General features: G+C 61.9%; 11 protein-coding genes and 1 pseudogene. 7 read left to right on the top strand and 5 right to left on the bottom strand.

Going from position 1 to position 13,422, the window contains the following annotated elements; translation table 11 throughout:
- Nucleotides 1–65: 65 nt before the first annotated feature.
- The 5 genes from P9255_RS11790 to P9255_RS11810 all read left to right on the top strand — a co-directional run bounded on the left by P9255_RS11790 (nt 66) and on the right by P9255_RS11810 (nt 5,277).
- Nucleotides 66–512, top strand: coding sequence for a hypothetical protein (locus P9255_RS11790; protein WP_309767528.1), 447 nt, complete (start codon nt 66–68; stop codon nt 510–512).
- 41 nt (nt 513–553) lie between these two features.
- Entirely contained in the window at nt 554–1,162 is a 609-nt protein-coding gene (locus P9255_RS11795; RefSeq protein WP_309767526.1) for a TetR family transcriptional regulator, read from the top strand.
- A gap of 244 nt (nt 1,163–1,406) precedes the next feature.
- A complete protein-coding gene (locus tag P9255_RS11800) occupies nt 1,407–2,180 on the top strand; it encodes a hypothetical protein (RefSeq protein ID WP_309767523.1) in 774 nt (257 codons plus the stop codon).
- A gap of 154 nt (nt 2,181–2,334) precedes the next feature.
- Entirely contained in the window at nt 2,335–3,690 is a 1,356-nt protein-coding gene (locus P9255_RS11805; RefSeq protein ID WP_309789514.1) for a TAXI family TRAP transporter solute-binding subunit, read from the top strand.
- 12 nt (nt 3,691–3,702) lie between these two features.
- Nucleotides 3,703–5,277, top strand: a complete 1,575-nt coding sequence (locus P9255_RS11810) for a phospholipase D family protein (RefSeq protein ID WP_309767519.1) — start codon at nt 3,703–3,705, stop codon at nt 5,275–5,277.
- Between the two features lie 30 nt (nt 5,278–5,307).
- Here P9255_RS11810 and P9255_RS11815 read toward each other — a convergent pair whose 3' ends face one another.
- The 4 genes from P9255_RS11815 to P9255_RS11830 all read right to left on the bottom strand — a co-directional run bounded on the left by P9255_RS11815 (nt 5,308) and on the right by P9255_RS11830 (nt 9,698).
- Complete coding sequence (locus P9255_RS11815; RefSeq protein ID WP_309767517.1) at nt 5,308–6,285, bottom strand: aldo/keto reductase; 978 nt, start codon at nt 6,283–6,285, stop codon at nt 5,308–5,310.
- A gap of 181 nt (nt 6,286–6,466) precedes the next feature.
- Nucleotides 6,467–7,810, bottom strand: coding sequence for an MFS transporter (locus P9255_RS11820; RefSeq protein ID WP_309767515.1), 1,344 nt, complete (start codon nt 7,808–7,810; stop codon nt 6,467–6,469).
- Nucleotides 7,811–7,962: 152 nt separating this feature from the next.
- Entirely contained in the window at nt 7,963–8,871 is a 909-nt protein-coding gene (locus P9255_RS11825) for an SMP-30/gluconolactonase/LRE family protein (protein ID WP_309767513.1), read from the bottom strand.
- Nucleotides 8,868–9,698, bottom strand: a complete 831-nt coding sequence (locus P9255_RS11830) for an NAD(P)-dependent oxidoreductase (protein WP_309767511.1) — start codon at nt 9,696–9,698, stop codon at nt 8,868–8,870. Before P9255_RS11830 ends, P9255_RS11825 begins: the two co-directional genes overlap by 4 nt.
- Before the next feature lie 184 nt (nt 9,699–9,882).
- Here P9255_RS11830 and P9255_RS11835 point away from each other — a divergent pair, with 184 nt between their 5' ends.
- A complete protein-coding gene (locus P9255_RS11835) occupies nt 9,883–10,893 on the top strand; it encodes a LacI family DNA-binding transcriptional regulator (RefSeq protein WP_309767510.1) in 1,011 nt (336 codons plus the stop codon).
- A 29-nt stretch (nt 10,894–10,922) separates the two neighbouring features.
- Here P9255_RS11835 and P9255_RS11840 read toward each other — a convergent pair whose 3' ends face one another.
- The gene (locus P9255_RS11840; protein ID WP_309767509.1) at nt 10,923–12,212 is read right to left on the bottom strand and encodes an MFS transporter; all 1,290 of its coding nucleotides are present in this window, start codon (nt 12,210–12,212) and stop codon (nt 10,923–10,925) included.
- A gap of 275 nt (nt 12,213–12,487) precedes the next feature.
- Here P9255_RS11840 and P9255_RS11845 point away from each other — a divergent pair.
- Nucleotides 12,488–12,918: pseudogene (locus tag P9255_RS11845) on the top strand (methyl-accepting chemotaxis protein); the annotation flags it as partial.
- Between the last annotated feature and the right edge of the window lie 504 nt (nt 12,919–13,422).

Consider the following 13,422-nt stretch of genomic DNA (forward strand, 5'->3'; position numbering starts at 1 on the left):
CTATCGCCGGCTGATGGACCGCATGCATGGGTCTCCACTGCACCCTTCAAGAAAGGAAGACGTCTATGAACGACGGCCCAAACGACCAATGGCAGTATCAGGTGCGAATCCGGCTCAGTCCGCGATACGCGGAACTGGCACGCAAAGACAGGAACAACGCGGCGCTGTCGTCGCTCAACACGTTGCTCCAGCGACACGGCGCTTCGTTGAAGTGCCAGTTCGATGCTTTCGCCGATTACGTCGCCGAAGCCGAGCGCGAAGGCACTGAGAATTACCCGCTGTATCGATGGACACGCGAAACCATCGAGAATCCCGCCAAGCAAGCAAAGTATCTGCATGCCTTCACGCTGTACGTAAACGGCGACGAAGTCTACGACAAGGCCATCGCGGATGCGCTCGAACTGGACCTCGAAGAACTCGCGATACGCACGAGCGACCTCATCACCGAGGTCCGCAAGCTAGACACGAATCCAGCCCATAATCCGCAGCCACCCTCCTACGGCAAGTCCTGACGGGCGCATGGTTGACGTTGCGAGCATCGCACGATAAGGTCTTGGTCAACCAACCAAGCCCATCGCGCGAGGCAGCCAGCGTGCAGGATCGCAGACAAACCATACTCGAGGCCGCCCTCGCCACGTTGCGCGAAGAAGGCTACGCCGGCTTCACGCAGCCGCGTGTCGCCAGGCGCGCCGGCGTGCGCCAGAGCCATCTCACCTACTACTTTCCCACGCGGCTCGCGCTGGTCGAAGCTGTCGCACGCACGGCCGTCGATGGCCAGCTCAGTGCACTTGATGCTTTCGCGAGCGAAGCATCGCCGAAGATCACGGCGGCATCGATCGCTAGCGTCGCCATGCGGCACGAGAACACGCGCGTGCTGATGGCGCTCGCGCAGGCCGCCGACGAAGAACCTTCCATACGCAGCCTGTTTCGCGAGTTCGCGGATTCCATTGCGGCGCGCGTCACGCGCATGCTCGAAGCGATGGGGCTCGCTGCCAGCAAGGAACATGTGGCGATGGTCCACGCGCTCGTTGTGGGCCTCGCTGTCGTCGAGCTGGCGGTCGGGCGCAGCGATGGCAAGCGCCGGGCAAGCGCCGCGATCGAAGCCCTCTTTTCCATGCTGCCCCTCAGCGATGAAAGCGCCTCGCACCCTTCGCGGGAATGAAGCCATGCCGCAGCGCGACGTTCCCGCAGTGATCCGGTACCGCAACGTCGATTGCATACCGCATTCCATCGCGCCGCTCCGATGACATCGCATGAAACAAGTCTGCACAAGACGGCGGGAAATCCGCGTCCTATAGTGAGCCTCATTGCCACACCGAAACGCCGGGTGGCCCACGCACCGAACAGGACATCCCGTGAACGACAGATCAAATGCTGCATGCAAGCGCGTTTCGTCCGCATCCAAAATGCCAATTCACCGGATGATGATCGTCGCTGCGGCGGCCGCCCTCGCATTATCGAGCGGCTCCGCTTTCGCGGGCTGGGCGCGCGGCGGCACGGCGTACACCGCGCGCGGTGAATATAACGGTGCGCATTTCGGCTCCTGCGGCGGCGAAAGCTGCTCGCACGCGGGCGGCGTGGTGAATCCGTGGGGCGGCGTTGCGACGAATTCGGGCACAGTCACGCGGACCGCGCCGGGGCAGTTCTCCAATTCAGGTACGGCCTATGGCCCCTATGGACGCTCGGTGCAGCATGCAGGCGACACGAGCTGCGCCGGCGGCGCGTGCTCGCATACCGGCAGCATGACAGGCCCCGGCGGCAATACCGCGACCACAGCGAACACCGTGACACGCAGCGCACCAGGGCAGTATTCATCGTCTGGCTCCGTGACCGGTCCCAACGGCAACACGTCCACCCATACGGCTTTCACGAATTGCGCCGGCTATACCTGCAATCGCTACGGCGCCGTCGATACAGCGGGCGGCGGCACCGTCGCCCATTCCGGCAGTGCGACGAGCGTCGCGCCGGGCGTCGTCGTGACGTCGGGATCGGCGACGGCGACGAACGTCTCGCATAGCACGACCGTGGTAACGGGCGCGACCGTGTCGACTGCCGCGGTGATCGTAGCGCCGCCGCCTCCGCCGCCCGCTACCGTCTATGTCGCGCCTGCACAGCAACCCGCGGTTTGGGTTCCCGGTCACTGGGTCGGCACGGTCTGGGTCCCGGCGCATTGGGCCTGAATGCAGAATACCAATGCGTCGGCCTCGCCGATGCGGTGACCACTGCCGTTCTTGCGGCGGCTGGCGGTACACTGCGAGTCAACGCTGCGTCAGAAAGCAGGCTCGACATGCTCAGTGTCATTTCAGATGCGCAGGAATCGAGGGCGATCCGCTCATGCCACGGCACCGCATGAAGCGCCCTCACCTGCCACCAGACCATGCGAAAGGGATCTTGCACGACCTCACGTGGACGGTCGGGCCTCTCCTGCTTGCCTTTGCGCTCGCGACTGCGCTCGTCGTCTGGCTAGTCAACCCTGCGCCGCCCCGGACGATCACCATCAGCGCGGGCCAGCCCGACAGCTCGCTTTATCAGACCGCGCAGCAATACGCGAAGGTACTTGCGCGCAACGGCATCACGCTCGAGGTGCTGCCTTCCGATGGCTCCGTGCAAAACCTCGAGCGTCTGCTCGATCCCAACGTTCAGGTGGACCTTGCGCTCGTGCAGGGCGGCATCGCGACCAAGGAGCAGGCGTTGTCGCTGATGTCGCTCGGCAGCGTGTCGTATGTCCCTATCGTCGTGTTTTATCGGGGAAAGGGACTTACGCTGCTATCGCAACTGGAGGGCAAGCGCGTTGCAGTCGGACGCGCAGGCAGCGGCACCCGCATGCTGTCGCTGAAACTGCTCGAAGCGAACGGCATCACGCCCGGCGGCAGCACACAGCTTCTTCCGACCGATGGCCTGCAGGCGGCCACTCAACTCGTCAGCGACGAAGCAGACGCCGTATTTCTTAGCGGTGATTCGGCCACGCGCGGACTCATGCTCCGCTTGCTTAAGGTGCCCGGCATATCGGTAATGGACTTCAACGAAGCGCGCGCTTATACAGGAATCTTTCCGTATCTCGACGAGATCGAATTGCCGCCCGGCGTGCTCGATCTTGGACGACGCATTCCGCCGCAGACCGTGCATCTGATCAGCCCGACAGTGGAGCTCGTGGCGCGCACGAGCCTGCACCCGGCCCTCTCGGACTTGCTGATCGAAGCTGCGCAGGAGGTGCATGGCATGGCCGGGCTATTGCAGCGCGCAGGTCAGTTCCCGAGTCCCGTTGCGCATGAGTTCCCCATTAGCGAGGATGCAAGCCGCTACTTCCGCTCGGGAAAGAGTTTTCTTTATCGGGCACTGCCATTCTGGCTTGCGAACATCGCCGATCGTGCGCTCGTTTTGCTCCTGCCCGTCGCGGTACTGATTTTTCCGGCGCTGCGTCTCGTGCCCGCGCTGTACCGATGGCGAGTGCGCTCGCGCATTTATCGCTATTACGGCGCGCTCCTCGCCGTGGAGCGAGGCGCCATGCATATGTCGAGCGATGACGAGCGGCATGCGTTGCTCGTGGAACTGGATTACATCGAAGAATCGCTGGATACGCTCAAGCTCCCGCTAGCGTATGCCGATGCACTTTACGTGCTCCGCGAGCATATCGGCTTCGTGCGCTCGCGACTGGCCACTGCGTCGCGAAAGGAAAAACACACGGCTTAGGAGGCGATGCAAATGCTCGAGCAAGCGTGGGTTCGATTGCTTTACGCCATTGCGATGTGCGCCTTGATGACCGCATGCGCAAGCCTGCCGCCTCAAAGCGGCCGGGTATCGAGTCATGCAATCGAGCCGACATCGGATACGCGCCTGGGCCAGACCGTCCTCGCAAGCGAAGCCGCGCATCCGGGCGACAATGCATTTCATCTCTTGCCCGACGGAATGGACGCGCTCGTCGCTCGCGTTCTGCTGTCGGAAACTGCTGACCGTTCGCTGGATCTCCAGTACTACATCTGGCACGACGATCTCACCGGTCGCGCAATGGCTGCATCCATGCTTCGCGCGGCGGATCGCGGCGTGCGCGTGCGACTGCTGCTCGACGATCTCGGCACGAATGCCGACGACGATCTCCTGCTTGCGCTTGCGTCGCATCCGAATGTTCAAGTCCGGCTATTCAATCCGGTGGCTAACCGCAGCTTCAAGCGCCTGGGCTCTGCAGTCGAATTCTTTAGAGTGAATCGGCGCATGCACAACAAGTCGTTTATCGCCGACAACCAGGTCGCCATTCTCGGCGGAAGAAACATAGGCGATGAATACTTCGGCGCGTCAAGCACCATTTCATTCGGCGATCTCGATGTATTCGTACATGGCCCTGTCGTGCGGCAAGTATCCGATGCGTTCGATCTTTATTGGAACTCCGATGCCGCCTATCCGATCCAGAGCCTCGTCGGCCGTCATGCGGACGCGCACGCGCTTGCAAGTTATCGCGAAGCACTCGATGCATATCTTCTCTCGGAGGCGCACTCACCCTATGTCGCACAGACAAGACAACGCATCGCGCAAGTGATCGAATCGCGCGATGCATCGTTCGTGTGGGGCAAGGCCATTCTGCTTTATGACGATCCCGCGAAAATCACGCGCGCCACCGACGACAGCGAAGGCCGGTTGATATCGAAGTTCAGGGCGCTAAAGCTGCAGCCCGAGCATGAACTGCTGATCGTCTCGCCCTATTTCGTTCCGCGCGAAGTCGGCGTGCAATGGCTACGCTCCATGACGGCGCGTGGCGTGCGCGTCACCGTGCTGACCAATTCCTTAGCGGCGACCGACGTTTCAGCGGTCCATGCGGGATATCAACGCTATCGCAAGGACATGCTCGAGGCGGGCGTGCGACTTTACGAGCTAAAGCCCGTCGCATCCGGCGATGGAAAGGATGAGAACAAAGAGAAGAAATCGATGTTCGGATCGTCGAAGGCCTCACTGCATGCAAAGACCTATGTGTTCGACCGTGAGCGAATCTTCATCGGCTCGATGAATCTCGACCCGCGTTCGGTCGAACTGAATACGGAGATCGGCGTGTATTGCGAAAGCGCGGCGGCAGCGCGAGAAGTGGCGGATGGCATCGGAATGAAGATCGACCGCATTGCATGGCGTGTCGAACTGCAGGCAAACGGCGATGGCAGTCAGCACATGGTGTGGATCGATACGGACGCAGACGGCACGACTAAAACCCTGGAGCACGAGCCCGACGTATCCTCATTCAAGCGTGCAACGATATGGATGCTTGGCATCCTGCCGATAGAGTCACAATTGTGACCGCTAATCGCAGCCCTATCGGCACACGGATTACTTGAAGCCCGCTACCGCATGTGGCACATAGGGCGCTTCGAGTTGCGCGATCTCATCAGCCGTCAGACGAAGCGACAACGCGGCAACCGCATCGCTCACGTGATTCGGCTTCGAGGCTCCGATGATCGGCGCGCTAACAGGCGATTTCTGGGCCACCCAGGCAAGCGCCACCTGAGCGCGCGGCACACCGCGCGCCTGCGCTACGGCCGCAACCGCTTCGACTACGGCCCGGTCTGCATCATGCGTTTGATAAAGCGTGCTGCCGAAGGCATCCGTTTGCTGACGCTCACTGGTCGCGTCCCATTCACGCGTGAGACGGCCGCGCGCAAGCGGACTCCAGGGCAATACGCCGATGCCCTGGTCCTCGCATAGGGGCAGCATCTCGCGCTCCTCTTCGCGATAAAGCAGGTTCAAGTGGTTTTGCATCGTCTTGAACTCAGTCCAGCCGTTCGCCCGCGACGTGTAGAGCGCCTTGCTGAATTGCCACGCATACATCGACGATGCGCCGATATAACGCGCCTTGCCCGCTTTGACGACATCGTGCAGCGCCTCGAGCGTCTCTTCGATCGGCGTCGTGTAGTCCCATCGGTGAATCTGATAGAGATCGACGTAGTCAGTGCCTAGCCGCTTCAGGCTGTTGTCGATTTCGTTGAAGATCGCCTTGCGCGAAAGGCCCACGCCGTTCGGGCCGGGCCGCATGCGATTGAAAACCTTCGTCGCAATGACGATGTCATCGCGCTTGGTCATCTCGCGCAACGCTCGGCCCACGATCTCTTCCGATGTGCCATCGGAGTAAGTATTGGCGGTATCGAAGAAATTGATGCCGGCGTCGAGTGCCTGCCGAATGATGGGACGGCTTTGCTCCTCATTGAGCGTCCACGGATGCGTGCCACGCTCGGGCACACCGAAAGTCATGCATCCAAGGCAGAGCCGCGACACTTCCAGCCCGGTCGTGCCGAGTTTCACGTAGTCCATCGGGGAAATCTCCTTGCCGTCGATTGCTTTTCGAAAGAGGTGTGCGAAGGCTCGAGCACCTTCGCACGCGAGAGGCGAAAAGCATAGACATTAGCGCAGCTTGACGGAGCTTGCTTGCCTTACCGCGCTAAAGCCGGCTTGCGATTTGCAAGGAAATCGGCGTGCGTTCCTTTATCGCTCGCTAAGACCGGACAGGTTCGCCGTCCTGGATGTCTTGTGCGCCGGATATTGTCTCCAGTGCCGAGTCATGATGCAGCAACAACACAGCCGCGACGCCGACCATACCGGCTCCTGCGAGGCAAAGCAGACCCGCGCCGAAGCCGCCGGTGCTGTCCTTGATCCAGCCCATTGCATACGGCCCGAAGAAGCCCGCGAGGTTGCCGAGAGAGTTGATTGCGGCAATGCCGCCCGCTGCCGCCGCGCCGGACAGGAACGATGCAGGCAACGTCCAGATCACCGGCAAGCAGCCAAAAATTCCAAAGCCCGCAATCGACAACGCGATCATCTTGAGGACCGGATTGTCGAGTCCGGCAGAAGCCGCAATGCCGCCCGCTGCGACCATCAACGCGATTGCGACGTGCCAGCGTCGTTCGAGTTTGCGATCCGAATGGCGTCCCCACAGGACCATGCTAATGACGCCGACCGCATATGGCAGGGACGTCACGAAGCCGGTCTGCAGATTGGACAACCCGAACGCCTTGACGATCTGCGGCAAGAAAAAGCTCAGGCCATAGTTGGTTGCGTTCGCACCGAAATAGATGAGTGCGATCGCCAGCACGCGCGGATTGAGGATTGCTTCCTTCACGCTGAAGGAATGCACTGCTTCGCGATGCGCGCGCTCTTGCGCCTGCCGGTCGACGAGCCAGTTGCGTTCATCGTCGGCAAGCCAGTGTGCGTTCTGGGGCTTGTCGGTGAGATAGAAGAACACGACGAATGCGAGCACGAGCGCGGGCAGCGCTTCGATCAGATAGAGCCATTGCCAGCCCTGCATGCCGCCGATGCCGTCCATCTGCAGCAACGCGCCGGAGATGGGGCCGCCGATCACGGTCGACAGCGGAATGGCCGCCATGAAGTAGCCCACCACGCGTCCGCGATACTTCGCCGGGAACCAAAGCGTCAGCAGATAGATGATGCCGGGAAAGAAGCCCGCTTCCGCGACGCCCAACAACACGCGCAAGCCATAGAACACGTAAGCATTCGACAGACCCGTTGCTTGCGCAATATGGGGAATGTAGGCCATCAACGCCGCGAGCACACCCCACGTGAACATGATCCGCGCGATCCACTTTCTCGCGCCGAAGCGTTCGAGCAGTAAGTTCGACGGGACTTCGAAGAAGAAATAGGCGATGAAGAAAATGCCGGCTCCAAAGCCGAAGGCGCTCGCGGAAAAGCCGAGCGCCTTATTCATTTGCAGTGCAGCAAAGCCGACGTTGACGCGATCGAGATAGGCGATGAAGTAGCACAGAATCAGGAACGGCACGAGACGAAGCATCACGCGCTTCATGGTGCGAGTTTCAAGGTCCATCAATATCTCCTGGAATAGGGAATCGGCAGATCGTTCGGTTTGAAGCGACCTGCGCAGCCTACTCTTTCAGAAGACACTGCAGAACTGGTGTTTAGCCTGTATCGCGTTAAAAACTCAGTCGCTCAGGCAGTGCCGCCGCCCCAGCGTGGCGTTTATGCGACCGGTAACATTCCGGCGTACCACGGTTCCGGTAATCCTTGCACGCCGGGGTTGAGCGCAAAGACGCAGCCGTCGGCGTCGGTTGCGTTGGCGGCTGGGCGAATCGATGTGACATAGAGCGTCGCCAGATCGTCCCCGCCGAATGCGCACATCGAGGGCTTCGTCGCGGGCAGCGCGATGGTGCGATCCAGCTTGCCTTCCGGCGTGAAGCGCAGGAGGCAACCGGCATCGTTGGCGCAGGTCCAGTAGCATCCGTCCGCGTCGACCGCCGCGCCGTCCGGACGCCCCACGTGATGGTGCAAGTCCGCGAACACGCGACGGTTATGCGGCGTGCCGGTGTCGGTGGCGAAGTCGAAGGCCCAGATCAGCCGCTTTTGCGGATGTGAATCGGACAGGTACATCGTCGCGCCATCCGGTGAGAAAGCGAGGCCGTTTTGCGTGATCAGTCCATCGACGACCGGAGGCGAAAGCGTACCGTCAGCATCGAAGCAAAACAGCGCGCCCGCCGTGCTGGCCAGCGACATGTCCTGCACCATCGTGCCGGCCCAGAAGCGACCTTGCCGGTCACAGCGGCCGTCGTTGAAGCGCATGCCCGACGCATCGAAGTGCGGGGCAGCGAGCTTGCCCACTCGAACTTCGCCGGCGTCTCGCAGCGTCACCGCGAAGAGACCGCTTTCCATTCCAGCGACGAGCGTACCTGCAGCGTCGAATGCAAAGCACGCGACCTGCTCCGGCAACTCCCAATCGCTGCGCTGCCCGGTGGCGACTGCCAGCCGCACGATACGCCGCGCGGGAATGTCCACCCAATACAACGCCTGGTCTCCTGCATGCCAGACAGGGCATTCGCCGACGGCGGCGCGACCCGCCGCCTCGACTCGCTCCACGCGAGGCGCGCTGTTCATCGGCTGCGCTCCATCGGCTCGCTGAGCACGAACGCGCCGCCCTGGAAACGCTGAGCGGGGTCATCGTGTTCAGCCGTGGGTGCGCGCACCGGAAAGCGATCGCTGAATTCGGCCGAACTATCTTGCGGGTTGAAACCGAGGAAGCCCGCCTTGCTGTTGTCCCACCACTTGACCGGATTATTCGACGCCCCGTACACCACCGCATGTCCGACGCGATTCGTGAACAGCGAGCAGCGCACGAGCTCGATGAAATCGCGGTAGCTCAGATAGGTCACGAGCATGCGCGGATTCTTCGGCTCCTCGAACGACGACCCGATGCGCAGGCACACCGTCTCGATGCCGAAGCGGTCGAAGTAATAGCGCGACAGCGACTCGCCGAAACACTTCGTCACGCCGTAGAGACTGTCGGGGCGCTGCGCCGCATCCGCGTCGAGCACTTCCGTCACGGGATGAAAGCCGATCGCGTGATTGGAGCTGGCGAACACGACGCGCCTCACACCGTGACGCCTGGCCGCTTCATAGATGTTGTAAGTGCCGCGAATGTTCGCCTCGATGAGATCGTCGAACGGCGCTTCGACGGAGATGCCGCCTAGATGCACGATCGCATCGACGCCCTCGACAAGACGCATGACCGCGTCGCGGTCTGCGAGGTCGACGGCGCTCACCTCTTCGTGTGCGGCGGCATCGTCGATCGGTGCGATGTCCGACGCCCGCACCACGTCGGCCCACTGAGCAAGGGCGCCGCGCAACTGACGGCCGAGATTGCCGGCGGCGCCGGTCAGAAGCAGGCGCTTGAACGGCTTGCCTGCAGCGCTTGACTGGGTCATTGAATCCTCTCTAGTGCGTCTAAAGCCGAATGAAGTAAAACGTTTTCCGCACTATAGCGATCTGCACGCGCCGTCGTCAATCGGCATTCGGCCGGCTGCATGCCGCTTGCAAAAAACAATTTTCCCGCGTCGTTTTCTGCGACAATCCGAAAATCTTGGAAAAGCCTGAGAAAACGTTACCTCAATGAAGAAAATGTCTCCGACCATTCGCGACGTCGCCGCAGCAGCGGGCGTTTCCGTCGCGACGGTGTCCAAGTACATCAACGGCGCGCAGCGGTTTTCGGCGCCGGTCGAAGCGCGACTGAAGGAGGCCATCGCAACGCTCGGTTACCGCTCGAATCCGCTGGCGCGTTCGATGATCACGGGCCGCACGCGCACCATCGGACTCACGATCCTCGACATCAGCAATCCGCATTTCACCAATGTCGTGAAGGGCGCCAACCGCATTGCGCTGCGGCACGACTACACGCTGCTGCTGGTCGATATCGACGAACAGCAGGCGCGCGAGCGGCCGTTGATCGAAGCGCTCTCGCAGCGCGTGGACGGCCTGATCGTCAGCTCCCGCCTGCCCGATGACGAAGCGCGCTGGATGCTCGATCTCGACAAGCCCGTCGTGCTGCTGCGCAATGCCGAGGCGCTGCCGATTCCGAGCGTCGGCATCGACAATCGCCTTGCGTCGCACATGCTCGCGCGTCATCTGCTCAACCTCGGGCATCGGCATATTGCCTACCTCGGCTTCGGCCAGGCGCGTATCAACGACGAACGCATTCGCGGGGTGCGCGAATGTCTCGAAGAAGCCGGCCTCGAACTGGACGTTCACGACGCGCACGCGCCGACCGCCCTTGCCGGCGAACACGCCTGCTCGCGCGTCATGCTCGGACCGAAACGTCCCCAGGCGGTGATCTGCTACAACGATCTGATCGCGCTCGGCTTCATGAAAGAAGCGGCGACGCTCGGCATCCGCGTGCCGCAGGACGTGTCGGTGACGGGCATCGACAACGTGCCTTACGGCGCGTACGCCGCCCCCGGCCTTACCACCATCGACATTCAGAGCGAGAAGATGGGCGAGCTCGCCATGCAGAAGCTCATCGACGCACTCGCCGGTCATCCGGACCCCGGCAATTCCATGTTCGAGCCGCGCCTGATCGTGCGCGAGTCGACCGCTTCTGCTGCGGGCCGGACGGCGAGTGCGTAGATCGCGGCGCATGATGTCGATGAGCGCAATCAGGCGTCGAGCTTCGCGGGCGCCATCTTCGGCGTGAGCAGGTGCATCACGCCGAACGCCACCAGATACGCGAGTGCGCCGATTGCGAAGAGCGCCCAGTACTGACCCGTGCGTTGCAGGACCTGCCCGATTACTTCGGAGAACAGAACGCCGCCGATCGAGCCGGCCATGCCGCCGATACCGACGACCGCACCGACCGCGCGCTTCGGGAAGAGGTCGGATGCCGTCGTGAAGAGATTCGCAGACCAGCCCTGATGCGCCGCCGCTGCGAGTCCGACGATGGCCACCGCCGCCCAGAGATCGTGAACTTGCGAAACGAATGCAATCGGCAAAACACAGCATGCACAGATGAGCATCGCCGTCTTGCGTGCACGGTTCACGCTCCAGCCCGAGCGCAACAGAGCTGATGAGATCCATCCCCCGCCGATGCTTCCGACCGTGGTGATCGCGTAGATCACGACGAGCGGCAGGCCGATGTGCTGCATGTCCATGCCGCGCGATTCGTTCAGCCACTTCGGCAGCCAGAACAGGTAGAACCACCACACCGGGTCCGTCAGGAACTTGCCGACGATGAAGGCCCACGTCTCGCGCTTGCGGATGAGCACGCCGAAGCCTGGCGCGCCCGCCCTGGCATTGGCGGCATCCGCGGCGGCGGCTTCGTCGCTTTCGAGCGCGAGGTCGTCGTCATGCGCGCTGCCGTCCGGCTCGCGATACATGAGGAACCATACCGCGAGCCAGACGATGCCGATTGCACCGATGATCACGAACGCCGCGCGCCAGCCGAAAGCGACCGCGAGCGCCGGGATGATTGCCGGTGCGAACACTGCGCCGATGTTCGCGCCTGAATTAAAGATGCCAGTTGCGAGCGCGCGTTCGCGGCGCGGGAACCACTCCGCCGTCGTCTTGATCGCCGCCGGGAAGTTGCCGCCCTCGCCGATGCCGAGCAGCGCGCGGACCATCGCGAAGCCCATCACCGAGCCTACTGCCGCGTGCAGCATCGCGGCGACGCTCCACACGAACATCGCCAGTGCGTAGGAGATGCGGGTGCCGAGCCAGTCGACGATGCGGCCGAAGCACAGCAGGCCGATCGCATAGAACGCCGAAAAAGCGATCACGATGCGGCCGTACTGAACCTGCGTCCACCCGATGTCGTGCTGAAGGACCGGCGCGAGCAGACCGAGGATCTGCCGGTCCATGTAGTTGATGACGGTCGCAAAGAAGAGCAACGCACACACGGTCCAGCGGTAACGGCTCGCGGCGCGTGCAACGCCGACGACGGCTGTTTGCATGAAAGTCTCCGGTACGCGGCGGCGCTCGTCGGACCGCGTGTCTTGTTTCACGGACGGCGACGAGCGCCGTGGGCGTGGCGTCGGGCAGAACAATGCGCGCGCCACCAGAGTTTTTGGAAAACGTTTTTCCAAAGGATATAGCCGTTACCTGCTGCGCGGCAGCCTAGGATTTTCCCTACATTCCGCTAACGCCTGTGCTGGATCGAGTTGCGGAGATCCCGCCCCGTGAGGCCAGCTGCGTTAATCGTTTTCTGCGCTCGGCAAGCGTCGCCGATATCGCGCTCAATGCAGCGGTGGAAGCGGCGCGTGCCGGCGAGCACGGCAAGGGCTTCGCAGTGGTCGCATCCGAAGTGCGCGCGCTTGCGCAACGAAGCGCGGGCGCGGTGAAGGAGATCGAAGCACTGATCGCGGAATCGGCCGCAAAGGTCTCGCACGGCTACAAGATCGCCGAACAGGCCAGCAGCACGATGAGCGGCATCGTCGAGGGCGTAACGCGTGTGAATGCGATCGTGTGCGAAATCGGCGTAGCGTCGCGCGAGCAGACGAGCGGTATCGACCAGGTCAACAGGTCAACACCGCGGTCGTGCAGATCGGTGAAGCGACGCAGCAGAATGCGGCGCTAGTGGGCGAAGCGGAGCAATCGACTGCCGAATTGCGCGGTCATGCCGAGCGGCTCGCACATGCGGTCAGCATGTTTCGCGTTTGATTCCGGACGTCGATAAAGAAGTGTTAAGAATCTGCGGCGCTGCTCGCAACTGTTTTCCGGCTACGCATCGACATACTGCGGCAATACAGCCTTGCGAAAGTGGCCGACGCTCGAGCGTGGCATTGGTCTTGCTGAAACACTGACGACAACGCATCGAATGTAATTCGTATGTTCAAGGATGCGGCGAGCGACACTCTTCTTGCCGATCCATACGTCACCGGCAAGCATCGAACGGACTAAGTCAGGCTTGAGGGAACCTGCCTCGAGCATGCTGATCTACTGCGTTCCTCTAATCAAATTCTGTGCATCACATCGGGGCATGAATGCCTCATAAGCGGCTCAACGTAGCCCTTCCGTCGTGCCTGACACGGCGAACGGGCCCGCCGAAAAAATCATAAGAACATCGACCAGCACTCGTACCGGGGCGCGCATGCCTTTGCGCGCCACTGCGTCAAACGAATGGCGCACCCTTCAAACCTACGTCAACGGAGCGTCCATATGTCT

This window comes from Caballeronia sp. LZ019 (genome assembly GCF_031450825.1).
In the GTDB taxonomy this organism is placed as follows: Bacteria; Pseudomonadota; Gammaproteobacteria; order Burkholderiales; family Burkholderiaceae; genus Caballeronia.

Excerpts from the sequence above, each read along its gene's own strand:
- P9255_RS11805 (WP_309789514.1), top strand. The coding sequence starts at position 2,335 with ATGCCACGGCACCGCATGAAGCGCCCTCACCTGCCACCAGACCATGCG.
- P9255_RS11800 (WP_309767523.1), top strand. The coding sequence starts at position 1,407 with ATGCCAATTCACCGGATGATGATCGTCGCTGCGGCGGCCGCCCTCGCA.
- P9255_RS11840 (WP_309767509.1), bottom strand. The coding sequence starts at position 12,212 with ATGCAAACAGCCGTCGTCGGCGTTGCACGCGCCGCGAGCCGTTACCGC.
- P9255_RS11820 (WP_309767515.1), bottom strand. The coding sequence starts at position 7,810 with ATGGACCTTGAAACTCGCACCATGAAGCGCGTGATGCTTCGTCTCGTG.
- P9255_RS11825 (WP_309767513.1), bottom strand. The coding sequence starts at position 8,871 with ATGAACAGCGCGCCTCGCGTGGAGCGAGTCGAGGCGGCGGGTCGCGCC.
- P9255_RS11815 (WP_309767517.1), bottom strand. The coding sequence starts at position 6,285 with ATGGACTACGTGAAACTCGGCACGACCGGGCTGGAAGTGTCGCGGCTC.
- P9255_RS11810 (WP_309767519.1), top strand. The coding sequence starts at position 3,703 with ATGCTCGAGCAAGCGTGGGTTCGATTGCTTTACGCCATTGCGATGTGC.
- P9255_RS11790 (WP_309767528.1), top strand. The coding sequence starts at position 66 with ATGAACGACGGCCCAAACGACCAATGGCAGTATCAGGTGCGAATCCGG.
- P9255_RS11835 (WP_309767510.1), top strand. The coding sequence starts at position 9,883 with ATGAAGAAAATGTCTCCGACCATTCGCGACGTCGCCGCAGCAGCGGGC.
- P9255_RS11830 (WP_309767511.1), bottom strand. The coding sequence starts at position 9,698 with ATGACCCAGTCAAGCGCTGCAGGCAAGCCGTTCAAGCGCCTGCTTCTG.